The following is a 20,596-nucleotide window of genomic DNA, read 5'->3' on the forward strand; positions in this document are numbered from 1 at the left end:
CATGAGCCTGCGTTGCATTAGAAATGTGTGATGCTGCCCGAGGAGAAAATCGATGTTTTTAGGAAAAGTGCCCAACAAAAAATCGAGTGGTTTCGTCGGTTTTTGACAGTAATTTGGCGCGGAATATACCAAGCGAATATACCAAGAGCCGAAAACAACAAGGGGCTACCTTTCGGTAACCCCTTGTTTAATTTGGCGGAAGCGTAGAGATTCGAACTCTAGAACCCTTTCGGGTCGCCGGTTTTCAAGACCGGTGCCTTCAACCGCTCGGCCACGCTTCCAATGAGGCGCACTATAAACATCCCGAACGGACCTGTAAAGCACCAAAGTGTTCGTTTGCCTGAAAAACAGTCAATTTGTTGTTAATCGACTGAAATAACAACAGATTGACCGTTTATTCAGCACAAATATGCTCATCTGCTGCTTAATGCTTTTTGATGAACATATCTTTGGTGTAGTAATTTCCCCGGTTATCCGGCGCGAATCCCCCCACCCATGGCTTCACCAGGTGCGTGCGAACATAGTGATAAACAGGAATTGCCGGTACCTCTTCTGCCAAAAGCGTTTCCGCCTGCTGGTAATACTTCCCACGTTCTTCCAACGAGCTTGCTTTTGCAGCACGACTCATCGCTTCATCGTAGGCGGGATTGCTGTAGTTGGTGGTGTTCTCACTGTCACCGGTACGGAAAATGTTCAGGAAGCTCGATGCATCATCGTAGTCAGCGATCCACGCATAGCGCACCACGTCAAAATTACCGGTGTGCATAGTGTCCAGCATGGTTTTCCACTCCTGGTTTTGCAGCTTCACTTCTACACCCAGATTTTTCTTCCACATTGATGATGCCGCAATCGCAATACGCTGATGCGTTTCAAAGGTGTTGTAGAGCAGATTGAATGAAAGCGGATGCTCAGGGCCAAAGCCTGCTTCTGCCAGCAGTTTTTTCGCTTCAGCAATACGTTTAACCCGCGGCCACGACGCGTATTCCGGCGCTTGTAACGTCACCCCGCCTATTACAGGCTGGCTGATAACCCACGCGTCACGCTGCCCCTGTCCCATCACTTTCTGGGCAATGATGTCTTTATCCAGCGCCATATTCAGTGCCCGACGCACGCGCGGATCGTTAAACGGCGCACGGGTCGTATTAAACTGGTAGTAATAGGTTGATAGCAGCGGCGAGACGTGAAGCTCATCACCCATCGTTTTTTTCAACTGGGCGAACTGATTTACCGGCACGCTAAGGACAATATCGATTTCCCCTGCCTTGTAGCGGTTAACATCTGCCGCTTCTGAGCTGATGGGCAGGTAAGTGACTTTATCAATGACCGTGTGCGCGTTATCCCAGTAGTGCGCATTACGCACCGCGACGATCCGCTCGTTCACCACCCACTGTGACAGTTCGTATGGCCCACTACTGACAAAATGCTCTGGCCGGGTCCACTTGTCGCCAAAACGTCCAATCAGCACTTTATCCAGCGGCACCAGCGATGGGTGCGCCAGCATCGCCAGAAACGCCGCAGTGGGTTGCGTCAGAGTAATTTCCAGCGTGGTGTCATTCAGCGCTTTTACCCCCAGCTCGGCAGGATCTTTTTTCCCCTGCGCAATATCGGCAGCGTTCGCAACGTGCATGTTGCCAAGGTAGGAGGCATACGGTGAAGCCGTTTGCGATGAAACCAGGCGCTGCCAGCTCCAGACTACATCCTGTGCGGTAATCGCAGAGCCATCAGACCAGGTAATGCCCGGACGTAAATGAAAGGTCCAGACGGTGTTGTCTTTATTCTCCCAGGATGCCGCAAGGCGAGGCTCGATAGACCCGTCCTGATTGACGGCAACCAGACCATCGAACATATCGCTGATTAAATTAAACTCTACGTTGCTTTCGACTTTATGCGGATCCAGTGATGCAGGTTCACTTCCGTTATTTCTCACCAACTCCTGTTTTTCTGCCAATGCTGTTCCTGCGGGAACATTGGCTGCCCATGCCGCACCATTTATCGATATCAAACAGGCTGCCAGCAGCGTAAACGTCAATACCTTCGATTTGTGTTGAGTCATTCCCTGCACCTTATTGTTCTGTTTTATGATGACACCGCAGTCACTCTTAAAGGGATGCAGGAAATAACGCAATATTTTTCAGTCACCTATAAGATGTCGATCTGACATTTTCAAACAATAAGTGGTAACATCTGATTCAGGCACTTTTGCTGAAATAAAATGCTTAAGTCTGGCGGGTTAAAATGCGTAAAGATGGGTAAAACCGCTGTGTCATTACCCGCGATTTCATTATCCTCCGTCATTAATTACATCTGTCATAAGAGAGTGACTCATGGATCGTATTATTAGTTCTTCGCGCGACCGTACATCGCTACTCAGCACACATAAAGTGCTGCGCAATACCTATTTTCTGCTAAGCCTGACGCTGGCGTTTTCGGCCATCACCGCAACGGCCAGCACCGTGCTGATGCTGCCATCCCCGGGTCTTATCCTGACGCTGGTGGGTATGTATGGTCTGATGTTCCTGACGTATAAAACAGCGGATAAGCCGGTCGGCATTCTGTCTGCTTTCGCATTCACCGGCTTCCTGGGTTACATTCTGGGACCAATTCTGAACACCTACCTGTCCGCGGGCATGGGTGATGTTATCGCTATGGCACTGGGCGGCACCGCGCTAGTCTTCTTCAGTTGTTCTGCCTATGTGCTGACCACCCGTAAAGACATGTCTTTCCTCGGCGGTATGCTGATGGCAGGTATCGTGGTGGTGCTGGTTGGTATGGTTGCCAATATTTTCCTGCAACTGCCAGCTCTGCATCTGGCCATCAGTGCGGTGTTCATTCTGATTTCTTCGGGCGCTATCCTGTTTGAAACCAGCAATATTATCCGTGGCGGTGAAACCAACTACATCCGTGCAACGGTCAGCCTGTATGTTTCGCTGTACAACATCTTCGTCAGCCTGCTGAGCATTCTGGGCTTCGCCAGCCGCGACTAAGTTGTCAACTCGCACTATCCGGCCCCGCTTATGCGGGGCTTTCTTTTTTGGTAAACTGCCGCCAGTTTGACTAACGTAGTGAAGGATTATGTTGATCTTTGAAGGTAGAGAAATCAGTACCGACAGCGAAGGCTATTTAAAAGACACCACCGAATGGAGTGAGCCGCTGGCCGCCGTTATTGCCGAAAACGAGGGTATTAACCTTTCGCCTGAGCATTGGGAAGTGGTGCGCTTTGTGCGCGAGTTTTATCTGGAGTTTAATACGTCTCCGGCAATCCGCATGCTGGTAAAAGCGATGGCCAACAAGTTTGGCGAAGACAAAGGCAACAGCCGTTATCTTTACCGTCTGTTTCCGAAAGGTCCGGCCAAACAGGCAACCAAAATTGCCGGTCTGCCAAAACCGGTAAAGTGTATTTAATAGCGGATACTAAATCCCTTTAAATCATCGCCAGGACGATGGGGCTCACTGAGAACTCTGTCTACCCTGGCGCTGCGCGGCCCTCCCGCTTTTAACCACTTCATCAGTTGTTCCACCTGCTCGCTTTCGCCGCAGGCGACAATCTCTACGCTACCGTCATTCATATTCTTTGTATACCCGGTCAAGCCCAGCCGTTGCGCTTCATGCTGGGTGGTATAGCGAAATCCTACGCCTTGTACCCGGCCGTAAACCCAGGCAATGATGCAAACTTTAGACATTACGGTTCTCCTTATCATCGCGTTGCGCGTTGCAAATCCCCGAAAAACTCAGGACAATGGCGCCCATTTCTTTGAATCGACAGAATAGCAAATTATGAGTGTACGTTTAGTGTTAGCCAAAGGGCGCGAAAAATCATTACTTCGCCGCCATCCGTGGGTATTTTCCGGTGCCGTCGCACGTATGGAAGGTAAAGCCAGCCTTGGTGAAACCATCGATATTGTTGACCATCAAGGTAAATGGTTAGCACGTGGTGCCTATTCACCGGCGTCGCAGATCCGTGCACGCGTCTGGACATTCGACAAATCTGAATCCATTGATATCGACTTTTTCACCCGCCGCCTGCAGCAAGCGCAGACGTGGCGCGCCTGGCTGGCGGAGAAAGACGGTCTGGACAGCTACCGTCTTATTGCCGGCGAGTCCGATGGCTTGCCGGGTATCACCATTGACCGTTTTGGTCATTTCCTGGTACTGCAACTGCTCAGCGCCGGGGCCGAATATCAGCGTGCCGCGCTGATTAGCGCCCTGCAAACGGTGTTCCCCGAGTGTGCCATTTATGACCGCAGCGATGTTGCAGTACGTAAAAAAGAGGGCATGGATCTGACCCAAGGCCCCGTCACTGGAGAACTGCCCCCGGCTCTGCTGCCAATTGAAGAACACGGTATGAAGCTGTTGGTCGATATCCAACACGGTCATAAAACGGGTTACTACCTGGATCAACGTGACAGCCGTCTGGCAACACGTCGTTATGTACAAGACAAACGCGTACTGAACTGTTTCTCTTATACCGGCGGCTTTGCGGTGTCTGCGCTGATGGGGGGATGCAGCCAAGTCGTCAGCGTTGATACCTCGCAGGAAGCGCTCGACATCGCCAGACAAAACGTCGAACTGAATAAGCTGGATCTGAGCAAAGCCGAATTTGTTCGTGATGACGTATTTAAACTGTTGCGTGCCTATCGCGATCGCGGTGAGAAATTCGATGTCATCGTGATGGATCCGCCGAAGTTTGTTGAAAACAAAAGCCAGCTAATGGGCGCCTGCCGTGGCTATAAGGACATCAACATGCTGGCTATCCAGCTACTGAATCCTGGCGGTGTGCTGTTGACTTTCTCCTGCTCTGGACTGATGACGACCGATTTATTTCAGAAAATCATCGCCGACGCCGCATTAGATGCAGGTCGTGATGTACAATTTATAGAGCAGTTCCGTCAGGCCGCCGATCATCCGGTGATCGCTACCTACCCGGAAGGGCTGTATCTGAAAGGGTTTGCCTGTCGCATCATGTAACTTGAAAAGTGGAATATTGCCCTTACATTGAGGGTATCTATTTCCCGGGAGGTGACTATGATTGCCAGCAAATTCGGTATTGGCCAGCAGGTCCGCCATTCCCTGTTAGGTTACCTTGGAGTGGTCGTGGATATCGACCCGGAATATTCGCTTGATGACCCGTCACCCGATGAGTTGGCGGTAAACGACGAACTTCGCGCCGCTCCCTGGTATCACGTGGTGATGGAAGACGATAATGGCTTGCCAGTACATACGTATCTGGCGGAAGCACAGTTGAGCAGTGAGCTACAGGAAGAACATCCTGAGCAACCTTCAATGGATGAACTGGCGCGGACAATCCGTAAACAGCTTCGGGCTCCACGCCTGCGCAACTGACCCTGTTTTCCCGGCCTACGACACATTGCTGTAGGCCGGGAAAACGTCGTGTACAACCCACTACCGCGTATTCTTACTTCGCCAGTCCCAGCCGCGGGATCTCAATCGCCGGGCAGCGATCCATCACCACCGCCAGACCTGCATCACGCGCCAGCACGGCCGCCTGTTCATTAATCACACCCAACTGCATCCATAAGGTCTTCGCCCCGATGGCGATCGCCTCCTGCGCAACGCCCCATGCAGCTTCCGAATTACGGAAGACATCCACCATATCCACCTTTTCCGGCACATCCGCAAGTGTCGCATAACCCTGCTGCCCGAGTAATGTTTTCCCGGCAACCTTGGGTGAAACGGGGATAACGTGATAGCCCTGATCGAGCAAATATTTCATCACTCGATAGCTTGGGCGCTCAGGTTTATCGCTCGCCCCTACCAGAGCGATCGTACGGGTGGATGTCAAAATGCCAGCAATATCGGTCTCTTTCATCATCTTCCTCCAGGCTGTTTTGCAAAGTGTACGACAAACCTGACGTTGCAACCATTCATCCCATACCAGCGCATGAGAGCTAAACTGGAAATTATGTCTATATGTTAGTAAACATGATTGTCGAAAAATTTTGATACATCTTACTCAGGTATTTTCTGGACAGGAGAACCCTATGAGAGCCGGCATTGTGACAGCCTTGATTGCCCTGTGTTTGCCGGTATCCGTTTTTGCTACCTCATTACGTCTGTCAAACGACATTGATCTGCTGGTACTGGACGGAAAAAAAGTCTCCAGCTCATTGCTGCGCGGTGCTGAGAGCATTGAGCTGGAAAACGGTCGGCATCAGCTGGTTTTTCGCGTCGAGAAAACTATTCGCCTGTCCAGCCATGAAGAACGGCTGTATATTTCTCCCCCGCTGGTCATCAGTTTTGACACCCAACTCGTTAGTCAGGTTAATTTTCATCTTCCACGCCTGGGCAACGAGCGTGACGCGGCACATTTCGATGAGGCCCCACGCGTGGAACTGCTGGATGGCGGCGCCATGCCGATTCCGATCAAGCTGGATATTATGACCATCACTTCCACGGCGAAAATCGTTGATTATGAACTTGAGACTGAACGCTATAACAAAGCGGCTAAGCATGCTTCATTGCCCCAATTTGCCACCATGATGGCAGATGATAGCTCGCTACTCTCTGGGGTTTCTGAACTGGACCGTGTGCCGCCTCAGTCGCAAACGCTCACCGAGCAGCGTTTAAAATATTGGTTTCAGCAGGCCGACGCGCAAACGCGAAGTAACTTTCTGCAATGGGCAGAGAAGCAGCCCCCTTCGTGACATTTATGTTCACATACGCATTTTTTTTGTCTTTCCCTTGCAGCGTCAAGTGCTTCCAGTACTCTGTAGCAAGGTTAACTTGGGAGCTGTACTATGGAATTGACGACTCGCACATTACCAGCGCGCAAACATATTGCGCTGGTTGCACACGATCACTGTAAACAGATGTTGATGAACTGGGTAGAACGCCACCAGCCGTTGCTGGAACAACACGTTCTCTATGCAACAGGCACGACAGGAAATTTAATCCAGCGCGCGACCGGTATGGAGGTCAACGCCATGCTGAGCGGCCCCATGGGCGGCGACCAGCAGGTGGGTGCGTTGATCTCTGAAGGGAAAATAGATGTGCTGATCTTCTTTTGGGATCCGCTCAATGCCGTCCCTCACGATCCTGATGTCAAAGCCCTCTTGCGCCTGGCAACGGTGTGGAACATTCCAGTGGCGACCAACGTTTCGACGGCTGATTTTATTATTCAGTCGCCGAATTTCAGCGATGAGACGGAAATCCTGATCCCGGATTACGCCCGCTACCTGGCAGAACGCCTCAAATAATAGCCTGACAGGCGGCTGTTGCCGCCTGTTTTCAGGGTTTGCGCGTAACCGGAACATCCAACTGTTTAAGCTCATCGACAAAGCACGACGGCGTGTCTTTGTTAAACAGCAGCCATACCCGATGCCGCGCACGCGTTAGCGCCACATAAAGCAACCGCCTCTCTTCTGCATCAGGAAAATCCTCCACCGCGGGAAGCAACGCCTCTTCCATAATTGACTCGCGGGCCAGTGCCGGGAAACCGTCGCTACCTTCATGAAGTCCGACAATAATAACGTAATCAGCCTGCTGCCCTTTACTGGCATGGATAGTCATAAATTCAAGTTGTAGCTTGGGCCAACGGGTCGCCGCCTTCTCCAGGTTGGCAGGTTTCAGATGATGATATCGCGCCAGAATCAGAATTCGCTCTTCGGTTTTCGCAAAACCAGACAGCTTATCCAGCAGTGCATCCAGTTGGCTTTCATCCAGCAGCGTCACCGATTTTTTATCACCGTTCGTCAGGCTGTTAAGCGGTTTGGCAAGCTGATGCGGGTTTTGCTGAATAAAGCGATTGGCAACCTCCCCAATACGGCTATTGAAGCGGTAGGTGGTATCCAAATCACAGCGATCGCCCTCACCAAAGGTTTGATGGAAACGGGTGGTTAAGGAAAGCTGTGCACCACTAAAGCGATAAATCGCCTGCCAGTCGTCTCCAACAGCAAACAATGTGGTCTGCGAATTTTGTTTCCGCAATGCAGCCAACAACGCAGCGCGCTGGGGAGAAATGTCCTGAAACTCATCAACCAGAATATGTTTCCACGGACTGATAAAGCGTCCCTTTTCCAGAATGACGATGGCCTGATGAATTAACCCGGAAAAATCAACCGCGCTTTCTTCTTTCAGCGCACTCTTCCATGCTTTGAGCAGTGGAGCCATTAGCTTAATACGTTTACTGAAGAGATCGCGAATGTCCTCCGGCGCATTAGCAATCATCTCCGCCTGCGCCCCACCGTGCATACGAATCAGGCTAACCCAACGATCCAGCCTCGGGGCCAGACGACGCTGCAGTTTTTCGTCATCCCAAAAATTGCCTTCAGGCACGGACCACTGCATCTCCTCTTCTAACCACTGCCGCCAGCCTTTGGCCTGCGCCTTTTTCTCGCTGCACTGCTGACGCCAGGTCGTGATAAAGAGTTTATTCCGCGCGGCAGTATCGTTTTCAAGCTTACTTACCATTGGAACCTTTTTACTGCCCTGCTGGATGATGTACAGCGCCAGCGAGTGGAACGTCCGAGCAGTGATCTCTTCTGTATGCAGTCGCTCGCGAATACGTTCATCCATCTCCTGGGCCGCTTTGCGACCAAACGCCAGCAGCAGAATTTGTTCGGCTGCCGCGTTCCCCTTTGCCAGTAACCAACCTGCTCGCGCCACCAGAACGGATGTTTTGCCACTTCCCGCCCCCGCCAACACAAGTAATGATTGTTCACCGTTAACCACCGCCCGGGCCTGAGCCGGATTTAGCGGCGAAGACTCGATCTGCTGGAAGAACTCGGCGTGCTCTGCCAGCATTGCGTCGGTGTAGGCCTGATTGTGCTGCAACCTGCAGGCTTCAATGTCCTTCAACCATGACTGGCATTGGCGTAACGCTTCACGACAATTTTCAAATTCTTCCAGCCGATTAACCGGCAGCGGCAGCGCCGCAAAAGCGCGGCGGATTTGCTGTTGCAAGCCTGACGTTTGGCTACGCGTCAGCCATTTATTATCGCGGGTACGGGCAGTAATCGCCTCGACTTGCTCTTGCAAAACAGTCGCGGCAACATCGCTCATTTCCTGGCTCCACTGCTGCCAGAGCGAGTTGAGTTGATGATGGAAACGCTGGGTTTCTGCCCATTCCGTACCATGCAGTCGCACGACCTTATCATCCGGGAGCACAAATTCGAGTTCCCCCCACACGAGACCCCGTTTGCAATGAATAGCCAGCAATTGATTGAATGGAATAAGATACTCGTGACGATCGCCGGAAACTTTAATACCGGCATTAAGAATAACCGCCCGGTCGTACGGGTGTTGTGCCAGACGTTTTCCAAGAGAAGTAGCTTTCAGTTCCATAAGGCTTAAGCGGATCCACACGAAGAGATTTACTTATCAGTGTAACCGCCAGAGAAAACGTGCTCCAGCCCAAAAAAACGTTACAATTGCCGAATTCACCAAAAACCAGAGTTAAACGAGAGTTTATGCGTACCGTTCTGAATATTTTAAATTTTGTGCTCGGGGGTTTCGCGACCACCTTAGCCTGGTTACTGGCAACGCTGGTCAGTATTGTACTCATTTTTACCCTGCCATTAACCCGCTCGTGCTGGGAGATAACACGCCTTTCCCTGTTTCCATATGGCAACGAAGCCATTCATGTTGATGAACTCAACCCGGCAGGTAAAAGCGTCCTCCTGAACACAGGGGGGACGTTACTGAATATTTTCTGGCTGATTTTCTTCGGCTGGTGGCTTTGCCTGATGCATATTGTCTCCGGTATTGCCCAGTGCATCACGATTATTGGTATTCCTGTGGGTATTGCCAACTTCAAGATTGCCGCGATTGCACTCTGGCCCGTCGGTCGCCGCGTGGTCTCAGTTGAAACTGCCCGTGCAGCGCGTGAAGCCAATGCGCGCCGTCGCTTTGAATAACCAGGACTGATGGCCTTTATGTTAAGTCCTCTGCTCAAACGCTACACCTGGAACAGCACCTGGCTGTACTACGTGCGGATTTTTATCGCACTTTGCGGCACAACGGCGCTGCCCTGGTGGTTGGGCGACGTAAAGCTCACGATCCCGCTTACACTGGGCATGGTGGCCGCCGCGCTAACCGATCTCGACGATCGCCTCGCAGGCCGACTGCGCAATTTGATCATTACGCTGATCTGCTTTTTTATTGCCTCGGCTTCTGTCGAACTGCTCTTCCCATGGCCTTGGCTGTTTGCTATTGGCTTAACGCTTTCTACCAGCGGCTTTATTCTGCTTGGCGGACTCGGTCAGCGCTATGCAACCATCGCCTTTGGCGCTTTGCTTATCGCCATTTACACCATGCTGGGTACGTCTCTGTACGATCAGTGGTATCAGCAGCCGATACTGCTGCTTGCGGGTGCAATCTGGTACAACCTGCTGACCTTGACCGGACATCTCCTGTTCCCGATCCGCCCGTTGCAGGACAATATAGCTCGCAGCTATGAACAGTTAGCGCACTATCTTGAATTGAAATCGCGCCTGTTTGATCCCGACATCGAAGATGAAAGTCAGGCACCGCTTTACGATTTAGCGCTGGCCAATGGGCAGCTGATGGCGACGCTAAACCAGACCAAAGTCTCGTTGCTAACCCGCCTGCGCGGTGATCGTGGGCAGCGTGGAACGCGCCGTACGCTACATTACTATTTTGTGGCGCAGGATATTCACGAACGCGCAAGTTCCTCACATATTCAGTACCAAACGCTACGCGATCACTTTCGTCACAGCGACGTGATGTTTCGATTCCAGCGCTTGATGTCCATGCAGGGGCAAGCCTGTACACAGCTGTCACGCTGCATTTTGTTGCGCACCCCCTATCAGCATGACCCGCATTTTGAGCGTGTTTTTACGCATATTGATGCCGCACTTGAGCGCATGCGTGCAAGCGGCGCGCCCGCAGACCTGCTCAACACGTTGGGATTTTTGCTCTCCAACCTGCGCGCTATCGATGCGCAGCTGGCAACGATTGAATCCGAACAGGCGCAGGTTATCTCGCGCAATGAGTCTGAAAATCAGCTTGCCGATGACAGCCCGCATGGGTTCAGTGATATCTGGTTACGTCTGAGCCGTAATTTCACCCCTGAGTCCGCGCTTTTTCGCCATGCTGTTCGCATGTCGCTGGTACTCTGCGTCGGTTACGCCATCATCCAGATAACCGGTATGAACCATGGGTACTGGATCCTGCTGACAAGTCTGTTTGTCTGTCAGCCAAACTACAACGCCACCCGACATCGCCTGGCTCTCAGGATTGTTGGCACATTGGTCGGGATAGCGATTGGTTTACCCATCTTGTGGTTCGTCCCGTCTCTGGAAGGACAGCTGATCCTGTTAGTGATTACTGGCGTGCTCTTTTTTGCCTTTCGCAACGTGCAGTATGCCCATGCAACCATGTTTATCACCCTGCTGGTATTATTGTGCTTTAACCTGCTGGGTGAAGGTTTCGAGGTCGCCCTACCGAGGGTTATTGATACGCTGATTGGCTGTGCTATTGCCTGGGCTGCCGTCAGTTTTATCTGGCCGGACTGGCGGTTCCGTAATTTACCACGGGTCATTGAACGGGCAACGGATGCTAACTGTCGGTATCTGGACGCTATCCTTGAGCAATATCATCAGGGGCGCGATAACCGTCTGGCATACCGAATTGCCCGCCGTGATGCGCATAACCGTGATGCTGAGCTTGCCTCCGTAGTGTCGAACATGTCGAGTGAACCTGATGTTACGGCCCAAACGCGCGAAACAGCATTCCGCTTGCTGTGCCTCAACCATACCTTTACGAGCTACATTTCCGCCCTCGGCGCTCACCGGGAACAGCTAACCAATCCAGAGGTCCTGGCGTTACTGGATGATGCTGTCTGCTATGTCGATGATGCACTTCATCATCAACCCGCTGACGAGCAGCGCGTATACCAAGCACTGGAAGGTCTGAAGCAACGTATTCAGCATCTTGACCCGAGCCCGGACAGTAAAGAACCGCTGGTCGTACAACAGGTTGGATTATTGATCGCACTGCTCCCGGAAATCAGGCGATTACAGCAGCAAATCGCTGCTTTACCCTCTAGTTCCCTGGTTCAGGCTTAATCAAACTGGCCCACTCAACCAGCTCCTGGCGGCGAGCCGCCGGGAGCGCTGCTTCATGTACCCCACTGATTGCACCTTCCAGGGCATAAAGAATTTTCACCGTTAGCAACGGGTTAATTTGCAGAAGCTTCAGCCAGCACATTTGAGCACCCAGGGTACGTAATGTACCTTCATCTTTAATCCCGGCTTCGCTCAGTAACGTCTCCAGATGAAATGATATATTCGGGAGCTCCCTCAACCGATGTTGAGCAACGCGCGTCTGTTTTTCTTTCACTGCTGCATCCAGCGAATATCGTGATAAAGACACCAATTGTTGTTGGTTTCGCCACAATTCATCGTTCACCTGATAATAGTTGAGGATCACGGGACGCCCGCGTTTTATAAACGTCAGCCAGACAGGGGAATGTTTTACACAGTACTGTACGCTTTGCTCACACGCCCTAAGGTATAACTCACCGTTGGCGACCATTGCAAAGACCGTTTCCCCCACTGTCAGGCTATAGCTACCAAACAGGGAGCGATAACGAATCGTACCTAAAGAGGCCAAATATTCTTGTGATTTATAAATCCTGGCATAAGAAAGGTTTTTCATAAAAATCCTTTTAAATCATAAGATAAGAGAATGATTCGTAGTAACGATTCCGTTAATGACGACCATAGGCAACTTAGTCTCATGGGGCAAGATGAATTTTATCTTTCCCGCCACGAAGGCTAAAAATTGCGAGTCTGTTTCCGAAAATAAGGTTGATCTTTAGTGATAGCAGGGTTACTGTACATCCATACAGTAACTCACAGGGCTGGATTGATTATGTACACTTCAGGATACGCAAATCGCTCTTCGTCGTTCTCTTCCACATCAAGCAATAGTGCACGCGTTTCTTCAGAAAACGCGACCGCTGGGCTTATCAGTGAAGTGGTCTATCGCGAGGACCAGCCCATGATGACGCAATTACTGCTTTTACCCCTGCTTCAGCAGCTAGGACAGCAATCACGCTGGCAGCTCTGGCTTACGCCCCAGCAAAAACTGAGCCGAGAGTGGGTGCAATCAGCAGGACTTCCTTTAACGAAAGTTATGCAAATTAGTCAACTCTCTCCCTGCCATACGCTGGAATCGATGGTTCGTGCGCTGCGCACTGGCAACTACAGCGTGGTCATCAGCTGGCTGACTGAAGAATTAACGGAAGATGAACATGCTGAACTGGTAAAAGCGGCTGATGAGGGGAACGCAATGGGATTTATTATGCGTCCTGTTCGCGCCCAGGCACTTGCGGGGAGACAGCTTTCCGGGCTAAAAATTCATTCAAATTTGTATCATTAAGTAAAATTAGGATTAATCCTGGAATTTTTTTTCATGCTTTAATTTTATTTTGAATTGTAATGAATTTTTAGCCTGAATGCCTGTCTCAAGCGGTTTTCAGGATGCTGGCAGTACAATTATTCATCCATAAATGTTAAATATTGTGTATACAAGCCTTTTTTTTTCATATGCCTGACGGACTTCACACTTGTAAGTTTCCAACTACGTTGTAGACTTTACATCGCCAGGGGTGCTCGGCATAAGTCGCAGATATCGGTAGAGTAACTATTGAACTGGTCCCCGGGTGAAGGATTTAACCGTGTAATCTCTCAGGAGATATTCATGGCGAATTTTGGATGATAACGAGGCGCAAAAAATGAAAAAGACAGCTATCGCAATTGCAGTGGCACTGGCTGGTTTCGCTACCGTGGCGCAGGCCGCTCCGAAAGATAACACCTGGTACGCTGGTGCTAAAATGGGCTGGTCTCAGTTCCATGACGTAGGCAACAACCAGATCAACAACGCCGGTCCTACCCACGAAAGCCAACTGGGTGCTGGTGCGTTCGGTGGTTATCAGGTTAACCCGTACGTTGGTTTTGAAATGGGTTACGACTGGTTAGGTCGTATGCCATACAAAGGCTACACTGACGGCACCCATCAAAACGGCGCTTTCAAAGCTCAGGGCGTTCAGCTGACCGCTAAACTGGGTTACCCAATCACTGACGATCTGGACGTTTATACCCGTCTGGGTGGTATGGTTTGGCGTGCAGACGCTAAAAACAACGAAGGCTTCAAAGACCACGACACTGGCGTATCCCCAGTATTCGCGGGTGGCGTAGAGTATGCAATTACTCCTGAAATCGCTACCCGTCTGGAATACCAGTGGACCAACAACATCGGTGACGCGAACACCGTTGGTGGTCGTCCGGATAACGGCCTGTTGAGCGTTGGTGTTTCTTACCGCTTTGGCCAGGGTGAAGTAGCTCCGGTAGTTGCTCCGGCTCCGGCTCCGGCTCCAGAAGTACAGACCAAGCACTTCACTCTGAAGTCTGACGTTCTGTTCAACTTCAACAAAGCAACGCTGAAACCAGAAGGCCAGCAGGCTCTGGATCAGATGTACAGCCAGCTGAGCAACCTGGATCCGAAAGACGGTTCCGTCGTGGTTCTGGGCTTCACTGACCGCATCGGTTCTGACGCTTACAACCAGGGTCTGTCTGAGAAACGTGCTCAGTCCGTTGTTGATTACCTGATCTCTAAAGGTATTCCTTCTGACAAAATCTCTGCACGTGGCATGGGCGAATCCAACCCAGTTACTGGCAACACCTGTGACAACGTGAAAGCTCGCGCTGCACTGATCGACTGCCTGGCTCCGGATCGTCGTGTTGAGATCGAAGTTAAAGGCATCAAAGACGTTGTAACTCAGCCTCAGGCTTAAGTTATCGTCTTATAAAAAACCCCGCGATGCGGGGTTTTTTTTCACCTGTTTTTCACCCGACAAGCGCGGGTATTCAACACACTGCAACCAACACCACGCTATTCTTTTCCCAACAGCGCCTGTAAATCCTGTTTCAATGTGGACATTTTGTTCGCGTATTTCTCTTTATGCTCGGCATCCTCAATCAACTGCACAATGGTTTCAGAAAGCGTTTTACCACGCCGCTGCGCAAGTCCTGCTAAGCGCTGCCAGACCATGAACTCCAGGTCGATAGATTTCTTACGCGTATGCTGATGTTCAGCATTAAAGTGCCGTTTACGCCTCGCCCGTATGGTTTGTTTCATACGATTTTGAAGAGCTTCATTCATGTGTTCTTCAATCCAGGTATTCACCCGAACCGGTTCATTTTCGAGGGTTAGCAATAAATCAACGGCCTCTTCGGCAGCGCTGGCTTCCACGTAACGGGTAATCAACTCCCCCTCACGATGCTTTTTCACCAGATACTTCCATTTCCAGCCGCTTTCAAGATTTTCAAGTTGTTGATATTTCATTGCGATCTCAATGTTACCGTGTAACTCTTATCAGAATATCAGCTTTTTAGGCATCTGAAGAAAAGAATATCCAGCCTGTGAACTGTCGCGCGTCATCACCCCCGTTTAGGTGTGCATTCCACGTGTGCAGTGCTGACGGTTACGGTATAATCTCGTTTTTTACAACAGACTAAAAAACATCAACTTTGACCATTACGAAACTTGCATGGCGTGATCTGGTTCCTGATACCGACAGTTATCAGGAAATATTTGCACAGCCGCACGTCACTGACGAAACCAACACCTTACTCAGTGATACTCAACCACGCTTACAATTTGCGCTTGAGCAACTGCTTCAGCAGTGGACAACGTCCTCTTTTATGCTGGTGAAAGCACCGGAAGAGCTTGAGTATCTCAATCTTATCGCCACGGCCGCGCGTACATTACACACGGATGCCGGAAGCCTGGCAGGGGGTCATTACGAGATCTCTGGTCACACCATCCGTTACCGCACAGCGGAACAAGCAGAAGACAATTTTGCGACCTTAACTCAGGTAGTCAATGCTGACTGGGTTGAAGCCGAACAACTGTTTGGCTGCTTGCGTCAGTTCAACGGTGAAATCACTCTACAACCGGGACTGGTGCATCAGGCCAATGGGGGCGTACTGGTCATCTCATTACGCACATTGTTAGCTCAACCACTGCTGTGGATGCGCCTGAAAGCCATTGTCAGCCACGAGCGCTTTGACTGGGTAGCCTTTGACGAATCCCGCCCGCTTCCCGTCTCCGTTCCTTCTATGCCGCTGAAACTGAAAGTGGTGTTAGTCGGTGAGCGCGAATCGCTGGCAGACTTCCAGGAAATGGAGCCAGAGTTAGCAGAACAGGCTATTTATAGCGAGTTTGAAGATAATTTGCAGATAGTGGATGCAGAAACCATGGCCCAGTGGTGTCAGTGGGTTACGCATACCGCCAAACGCAATAATCTACCCTATCCCGCACCCGATGCCTGGCTGACGTTGGTGCGTGAAGCCGTTCGTTATACCGGCGATCAGGATACGTTGCCGCTTAATCCGCTGTGGATCACTCGACAGCTCAAGGAAGTGGCCCCCCTTTGCGAGGGCGAAACCTGTAACGCTGAGCAGTTAGGTCTGATGCTGGCGCAACGGGAATGGCGGGAAGGTTTTCTGGCTGAACGTATGCAGGATGAAATCTTGCAAGAGCAGATCCTTATCGAGACCGAAGGTGAGCGTATTGGGCAAATAAACGCGCTGTCGGTGATTGAGTTTCCGGGTCATCCTCGCGCGTTTGGTGAACCTTCACGTATCAGTTGCGTCGTGCATATTGGCGATGGCGAATTTACCGATATTGAGCGCAAAGCCGAGCTTGGCGGAAATATTCATGCCAAAGGCATGATGATCATGCAGGCGTTCCTGATGTCGGAACTGCAGCTCGAACAGCAAATCCCCTTCTCTGCCTCGCTAACTTTCGAGCAATCCTACAGCGAAGTCGATGGGGACAGCGCATCCATGGCTGAACTGTGCGCATTGATTAGCGCCCTTGCCGACGTTCCGGTAAATCAAAGCATCGCCATTACCGGTTCTGTCGATCAGTTTGGCCGCGCGCAACCTGTTGGTGGCCTGAACGAGAAAATTGAAGGTTTCTTCGCTATCTGCCAGCAGCGTGAATTAACCGGTACTCAGGGCGTGATTATTCCTTCAGCTAACGTCAGGCATCTGAGCCTACAGCCAGCACTACTACAGGCCGTTGAAGAAGAAAAATTCACTATTTGGGCGGTGGATGACGTGACCGATGCGTTGCCACTGTTGTTAAATCTGGTGTGGGATGGTGAAGGCCAAACAACGTTGATGCAAACCATCCAGGAGCGTATTGCTACGGCAACGCAACAGGAAGGTCGTCATCGTTTTCCGTGGCCGCTGCGTTGGCTGAACTGGATTATTCCGAACTGATCGGACTTGTTCAGCGTACACGTGTTAGCTATCCTGCGTGCTTCAATAAAATAAGGCTTACAGAGAACATGGTAGATAAACGCGAATCCTATACAAAAGAAGACCTTCTTGCCTCTGGTCGCGGTGAGCTGTTTGGCGCAAAAGGTCCACAACTGCCTGCACCAAGCATGCTGATGATGGACCGTGTCATCAAGATGACCGAAACCGGTGGCAACTTTGACAAAGGTTTTGTTGAAGCTGAACTGGATATCAACCCGGACCTGTGGTTCTTCGGTTGCCATTTTATCGGCGATCCGGTGATGCCTGGCTGCCTGGGTCTGGATGCCATGTGGCAGTTGGTTGGATTCTATCTCGGCTGGCTTGGCGGTGAAGGTAAAGGCCGCGCACTGGGCGTGGGCGAAGTGAAATTCACCGGACAGGTTCTGCCGACCGCGAAGAAAGTCACTTACCGCATTCACTTCAAACGTATCGTAAACCGCCGCCTGATCATGGGCCTGGCGGATGGTGAAGTACTGGTTGATGGTCGTCTGATCTACACCGCAAACGATCTGAAAGTGGGCCTTTTCCAGGACACTTCCGCGTTCTAATCCAGAACCGCTTAGCAAACAGATTGAGACGTTAATCCGTCTTATCTGGTGTGCAAAAAGGCGAAACCTCCGCAATGCGGAGGTTTCTTTTATCTAAAGAGACAGAATCAGGCCATTAACACCCTATCCCCCATGGCTTCTCGCCAGCCTCCCAGCCAGTATGACCTTTGATTCAGCGTCTGATAGGGACACATTTCTTTTGGGCGTCCGGCAATGCCGGCCTGATATCCACGTTGATGTGCCCGTTCCAGGCGATCTCGTTTTTGTCTCTTCATGCCTCGTTTCCCTCATCTTTTGGTCTGGTGGAAAAGAAAACAGTGATTACTAAGTGTGCAACCACACTAAACGAATACCCCGAAACATCAGACTCGTCAATGCGCAAAATTCACGCCAGTGTCATATTTGTGAGCTACCCGGTAAATCATTTGTACAAAAATTATGAATCAGAACAGCTATATCAGCCGAGAAAAAAATAAAAAAAACCGCCTCGGGCGCTGAGCCGAAGGCGGTGTAATTTACAATTATTTAAGCTTAAGGAATGCGTTTCAGCTCTTGAGCGATAGCCGTCGCCTCCTGGCTCCAGGCGTTAGCCAGAACCTTCACCATCTCATCATAGCCATCCTGCGTCTGCACGGCTTCGATATGGAACGGGCGCTTGATCAGTTGCCCCTGATGATTCAGTAGCCATTCACCGCTGACAATGACTTTACCATCGTAGCGACCATGGAAGCCGGTCACCGTCACGTTGAGCGTGTCCTGCGTACTGCCCAGCGGCTGAGAGGCGACAACCCATCCAGGCAACTGCGTACTGAGGTTGGCAACAAGCGTATTACGTAACTGCTGATCTAACGGGCTGGCCCAGAGATTACTGTTGGCAATGACGTATTTCACATCGCTGGTTTGGTACACCACGCCATTACCCGCCAGATAATCCGGTACCGCGACCTGCTCAACCCACAGCAGACGGTTACCCTGGTTGGCGGTGCTCTGCACACCCCCCTGCGCAATGGGGAGCTGATAATAGCTTTTATTCTCTCCGTTGGAGCTGCATGACGTCAGCCAGACCGCCATCATCACCACTAGCCACTTTTTCATTATTTCGCCCTCTTCGGCTCTGGATCTTTTTTGTCCTTCGCTTCAAACACCAGCGCATTACTCTTATCGTTCAGCGTTTTCAGTACCGGTTGCAGCTCACGCAGAACCTGATCAAGACGCTGCATATCCGCCACCATCTTGTTATAGGCCGCGGAACCTGGCTGGAAGCCTTGCATGCTACGATTAAGTTCACGCAGCGTATTCTGCATATCCGCCGGCAATTGCTGCATCGACTGGCTACCAGTTATCTTATTCATATTATCCAGCGTGGTTTGCAGATGCTTCATCGTACGCTGGCTTTCTGAAAGCGTACTCGTCGCCTGCACGATCATCGGATTCAGTGGCAGATTATTAATCTTATCCAGTGCTTCCATCAAACGTTGCTGTATCTGCGCCAAACCGCTGCTAACGGTCGGGATAATTTGATAGCCATTAAATTCGCGTACGCCCGTAATCGGTGGTTCTTTCGGGTAGAAGTCGAGATCGACATACAGCGCGCCGGTCACCAGGTTCCCCGTTTTCAATGATCCTCGCAGCCCGCGTTTGAGCAACTCGGCCAGATGGGCACCCACATCGGTGTCTTCACCCAACTGCGCCTTCAGGCGTTCAGGTTCAATGCGCACCAGCACCGGAATACGGTAATCATCATTGAAGACCTGACGCATATTCGGCGCAAAGAAAGGCACTTTACTGACCGTTCCGAGGCGAATACCACGGAACTCCAGCGGTGCGCCAGGCTGCAACCCGCGAACCGAATCCTTGAAGAACATCAGGTAATCAATATGGTCCGTATACAGCGAGTCCTGAATACTTTTTTGATCGTCATAAAGATTAAACGAAGCCTGTTGTGCAACCGGCTGGCCTTGTTCTAAACCTTCAGGCACATCAAAACTGACTCCACCTCCGAACAACGTGGTGAGTGACCCCATTTCCACGCGCATCCCAGCCGAGGTGAGATCCACGGCAATGCCGCTATCTTTCCAGAAACGTACGTTGCTGGTGACCAGGCGATCGTTAGGCGCATTGATGAAGAGCTGATAGCTGATTGAGCGTTTTTGAGCATCAAAAGTGCTGGTCTCAACTGACCCCACGCGATACCCACGGAACAACACCGGGTCCCCCGGGCTTAACTGGCCAGCTTTTTTGCTGTCCAAAATCACGCGGATCCCCTTCGCATCTGGCGGTGCCAGCGGTGGAGAGTCCAGCAGTTGATAATTGGTGAGCTGGCTGCCTTTGTTCCCCGGCTGCAGTTCAATATAAGCCCCGGACAACAGCGTGCCTAAGCCGCTGATGCCCTCACGTCCCACCTGCGGCTTCACCACCCAAAAGACCGAATCTTTATGCAGCAGCTTTTCCATACCAGAGTTGAGACGTGCTTTAATTTCTACATGAGTCAAATCGTCAGTTAGCGTTGCGCTCTCGACGACGCCGACATCCACGCTGCGGCTCTTGATTGTTGTCTTGCCACCCTCAATTCCTTCGGCATTGGTCGTAATTAACGTGACGACCGGCCCCTGATGACTGTAGTGATAAAATAGGACCCATGCGCCAATGAGTGCAGTGACGATTGGGAATATCCACACGGGCGACCAGTTTTTTACCTTTTGCACTTTGGCTTCCCCACTTTTAGATTCCATGCTG

The 20,596-nt window shown here is 51.0% G+C and carries 21 protein-coding genes and 1 tRNA gene; 12 read left to right on the top strand and 10 right to left on the bottom strand.

Translation table 11 applies throughout. From position 1 onward, the window contains the following. Nucleotides 1-193 precede the first annotated feature (193 nt). Both E4Z61_RS08940 and E4Z61_RS08945 read right to left on the bottom strand, forming a co-directional pair. Nucleotides 194-281: transfer RNA gene (locus E4Z61_RS08940), tRNA-Ser, on the bottom strand. Between the two features lie 143 nt (nucleotides 282-424). Beyond that, a complete protein-coding gene (locus tag E4Z61_RS08945) occupies nucleotides 425-2,053 on the bottom strand; it encodes an ABC transporter substrate-binding protein (protein WP_135322458.1) in 1,629 nt (542 codons plus the stop codon). Nucleotides 2,054-2,324: 271 nt separating this feature from the next. Between E4Z61_RS08945 and yccA the strand changes: the two genes are divergently transcribed. Next, nucleotides 2,325-2,984: an FtsH protease modulator YccA gene (gene yccA, locus E4Z61_RS08950; RefSeq protein ID WP_135322459.1), complete on the top strand. Its 660-nt coding sequence runs from the start codon at nucleotides 2,325-2,327 to the stop codon at nucleotides 2,982-2,984. Nucleotides 2,985-3,072: 88 nt separating this feature from the next. Next, the gene (gene tusE / locus E4Z61_RS08955) at nucleotides 3,073-3,402 is read left to right on the top strand and encodes a sulfurtransferase TusE (protein WP_135322460.1); all 330 of its coding nucleotides are present in this window, start codon (nucleotides 3,073-3,075) and stop codon (nucleotides 3,400-3,402) included. Here the strand turns inward: tusE and yccX are convergent. Next, nucleotides 3,399-3,680: an acylphosphatase gene (yccX, locus tag E4Z61_RS08960; RefSeq protein ID WP_135322461.1), complete on the bottom strand. Its 282-nt coding sequence runs from the start codon at nucleotides 3,678-3,680 to the stop codon at nucleotides 3,399-3,401. The genes tusE and yccX overlap by 4 nt on opposite strands. Before the next feature lie 94 nt (nucleotides 3,681-3,774). On the opposite strand from yccX, the gene rlmI reads away from it, so the two are divergent. Both rlmI and hspQ read left to right on the top strand, forming a co-directional pair. Next, nucleotides 3,775-4,965, top strand: coding sequence for a 23S rRNA (cytosine(1962)-C(5))-methyltransferase RlmI (gene rlmI, locus E4Z61_RS08965; RefSeq protein ID WP_135322462.1), 1,191 nt, complete (start codon nucleotides 3,775-3,777; stop codon nucleotides 4,963-4,965). 57 nt (nucleotides 4,966-5,022) lie between these two features. Then, complete coding sequence (gene hspQ, locus E4Z61_RS08970) at nucleotides 5,023-5,340, top strand: heat shock protein HspQ (protein ID WP_135322463.1); 318 nt, start codon at nucleotides 5,023-5,025, stop codon at nucleotides 5,338-5,340. 73 nt (nucleotides 5,341-5,413) lie between these two features. Here hspQ and E4Z61_RS08975 read toward each other — a convergent pair whose 3' ends face one another. Continuing rightward, nucleotides 5,414-5,827: a CoA-binding protein gene (locus E4Z61_RS08975; RefSeq protein ID WP_135324911.1), complete on the bottom strand. Its 414-nt coding sequence runs from the start codon at nucleotides 5,825-5,827 to the stop codon at nucleotides 5,414-5,416. Nucleotides 5,828-5,999: 172 nt separating this feature from the next. Here E4Z61_RS08975 and csgI point away from each other — a divergent pair, with 172 nt between their 5' ends. Then, entirely contained in the window at nucleotides 6,000-6,662 is a 663-nt protein-coding gene (csgI, locus tag E4Z61_RS08980; protein WP_135322464.1) for a curli synthesis inhibitor, read from the top strand. 93 nt (nucleotides 6,663-6,755) lie between these two features. Then, nucleotides 6,756-7,214 carry a methylglyoxal synthase gene (gene mgsA / locus E4Z61_RS08985; RefSeq protein WP_135322465.1) on the top strand — a complete coding sequence of 153 codons (459 nt, stop codon included), beginning with the start codon at nucleotides 6,756-6,758 and terminating at the stop codon, nucleotides 7,212-7,214. A gap of 31 nt (nucleotides 7,215-7,245) precedes the next feature. Here the strand turns inward: mgsA and helD are convergent, their stop codons facing one another. Further along, entirely contained in the window at nucleotides 7,246-9,300 is a 2,055-nt protein-coding gene (gene helD, locus E4Z61_RS08990; protein WP_135322466.1) for a DNA helicase IV, read from the bottom strand. Nucleotides 9,301-9,425: 125 nt separating this feature from the next. On the opposite strand from helD, the gene E4Z61_RS08995 reads away from it, so the two are divergent. Further along, nucleotides 9,426-9,872: a YccF domain-containing protein gene (locus E4Z61_RS08995; protein WP_135322467.1), complete on the top strand. Its 447-nt coding sequence runs from the start codon at nucleotides 9,426-9,428 to the stop codon at nucleotides 9,870-9,872. Between the two features lie 18 nt (nucleotides 9,873-9,890). Next, the gene (gene yccS, locus E4Z61_RS09000; RefSeq protein WP_135322468.1) at nucleotides 9,891-12,044 is read left to right on the top strand and encodes a YccS family putative transporter; all 2,154 of its coding nucleotides are present in this window, start codon (nucleotides 9,891-9,893) and stop codon (nucleotides 12,042-12,044) included. Here yccS and E4Z61_RS09005 read toward each other — a convergent pair. Beyond that, complete coding sequence (locus E4Z61_RS09005; protein WP_135322469.1) at nucleotides 12,022-12,636, bottom strand: TfoX/Sxy family DNA transformation protein; 615 nt, start codon at nucleotides 12,634-12,636, stop codon at nucleotides 12,022-12,024. The two genes, yccS and E4Z61_RS09005, sit on opposite strands and share 23 nt — an antisense overlap. A 216-nt stretch (nucleotides 12,637-12,852) precedes the next feature. Here E4Z61_RS09005 and sulA point away from each other — a divergent pair, with 216 nt between their 5' ends. Beyond that, nucleotides 12,853-13,362 (top strand): SOS-induced cell division inhibitor SulA, encoded by a 510-nt coding sequence (gene sulA / locus E4Z61_RS09010; RefSeq protein ID WP_135322470.1) that lies wholly within the window; start codon nucleotides 12,853-12,855, stop codon nucleotides 13,360-13,362. 355 nt (nucleotides 13,363-13,717) lie between these two features. Beyond that, entirely contained in the window at nucleotides 13,718-14,776 is a 1,059-nt protein-coding gene (gene ompA, locus E4Z61_RS09015; protein ID WP_135322471.1) for a porin OmpA, read from the top strand. Nucleotides 14,777-14,874: 98 nt separating this feature from the next. Here the strand turns inward: ompA and matP are convergent, their stop codons facing one another. Beyond that, entirely contained in the window at nucleotides 14,875-15,327 is a 453-nt protein-coding gene (gene matP, locus E4Z61_RS09020) for a macrodomain Ter protein MatP (protein ID WP_135322472.1), read from the bottom strand. A gap of 185 nt (nucleotides 15,328-15,512) precedes the next feature. Here matP and E4Z61_RS09025 point away from each other — a divergent pair, with 185 nt between their 5' ends. Then, complete coding sequence (locus tag E4Z61_RS09025) at nucleotides 15,513-17,273, top strand: AAA family ATPase (RefSeq protein ID WP_135322473.1); 1,761 nt, start codon at nucleotides 15,513-15,515, stop codon at nucleotides 17,271-17,273. Between the two features lie 68 nt (nucleotides 17,274-17,341). Further along, a complete protein-coding gene (fabA, locus tag E4Z61_RS09030; RefSeq protein WP_135322474.1) occupies nucleotides 17,342-17,860 on the top strand; it encodes a bifunctional 3-hydroxydecanoyl-ACP dehydratase/trans-2-decenoyl-ACP isomerase in 519 nt (172 codons plus the stop codon). A 107-nt stretch (nucleotides 17,861-17,967) separates the two neighbouring features. Here fabA and rmf read toward each other — a convergent pair whose 3' ends face one another. From rmf to pqiB, 3 genes are all read right to left on the bottom strand, one after another. Further along, complete coding sequence (gene rmf, locus E4Z61_RS09035; protein ID WP_135322475.1) at nucleotides 17,968-18,135, bottom strand: ribosome modulation factor; 168 nt, start codon at nucleotides 18,133-18,135, stop codon at nucleotides 17,968-17,970. A gap of 256 nt (nucleotides 18,136-18,391) precedes the next feature. Then, nucleotides 18,392-18,955: a membrane integrity-associated transporter subunit PqiC gene (gene pqiC, locus E4Z61_RS09040; RefSeq protein ID WP_135322476.1), complete on the bottom strand. Its 564-nt coding sequence runs from the start codon at nucleotides 18,953-18,955 to the stop codon at nucleotides 18,392-18,394. Beyond that, nucleotides 18,955-20,592, bottom strand: a complete 1,638-nt coding sequence (gene pqiB / locus E4Z61_RS09045; protein WP_135322477.1) for an intermembrane transport protein PqiB — start codon at nucleotides 20,590-20,592, stop codon at nucleotides 18,955-18,957. The genes pqiC and pqiB overlap by 1 nt, the downstream gene beginning before the upstream one ends. Nucleotides 20,593-20,596 lie beyond the last annotated feature (4 nt).

This window comes from Citrobacter tructae (assembly GCF_004684345.1).
GTDB classification, from domain to species: Bacteria; Pseudomonadota; Gammaproteobacteria; order Enterobacterales; family Enterobacteriaceae; genus Citrobacter; species Citrobacter tructae.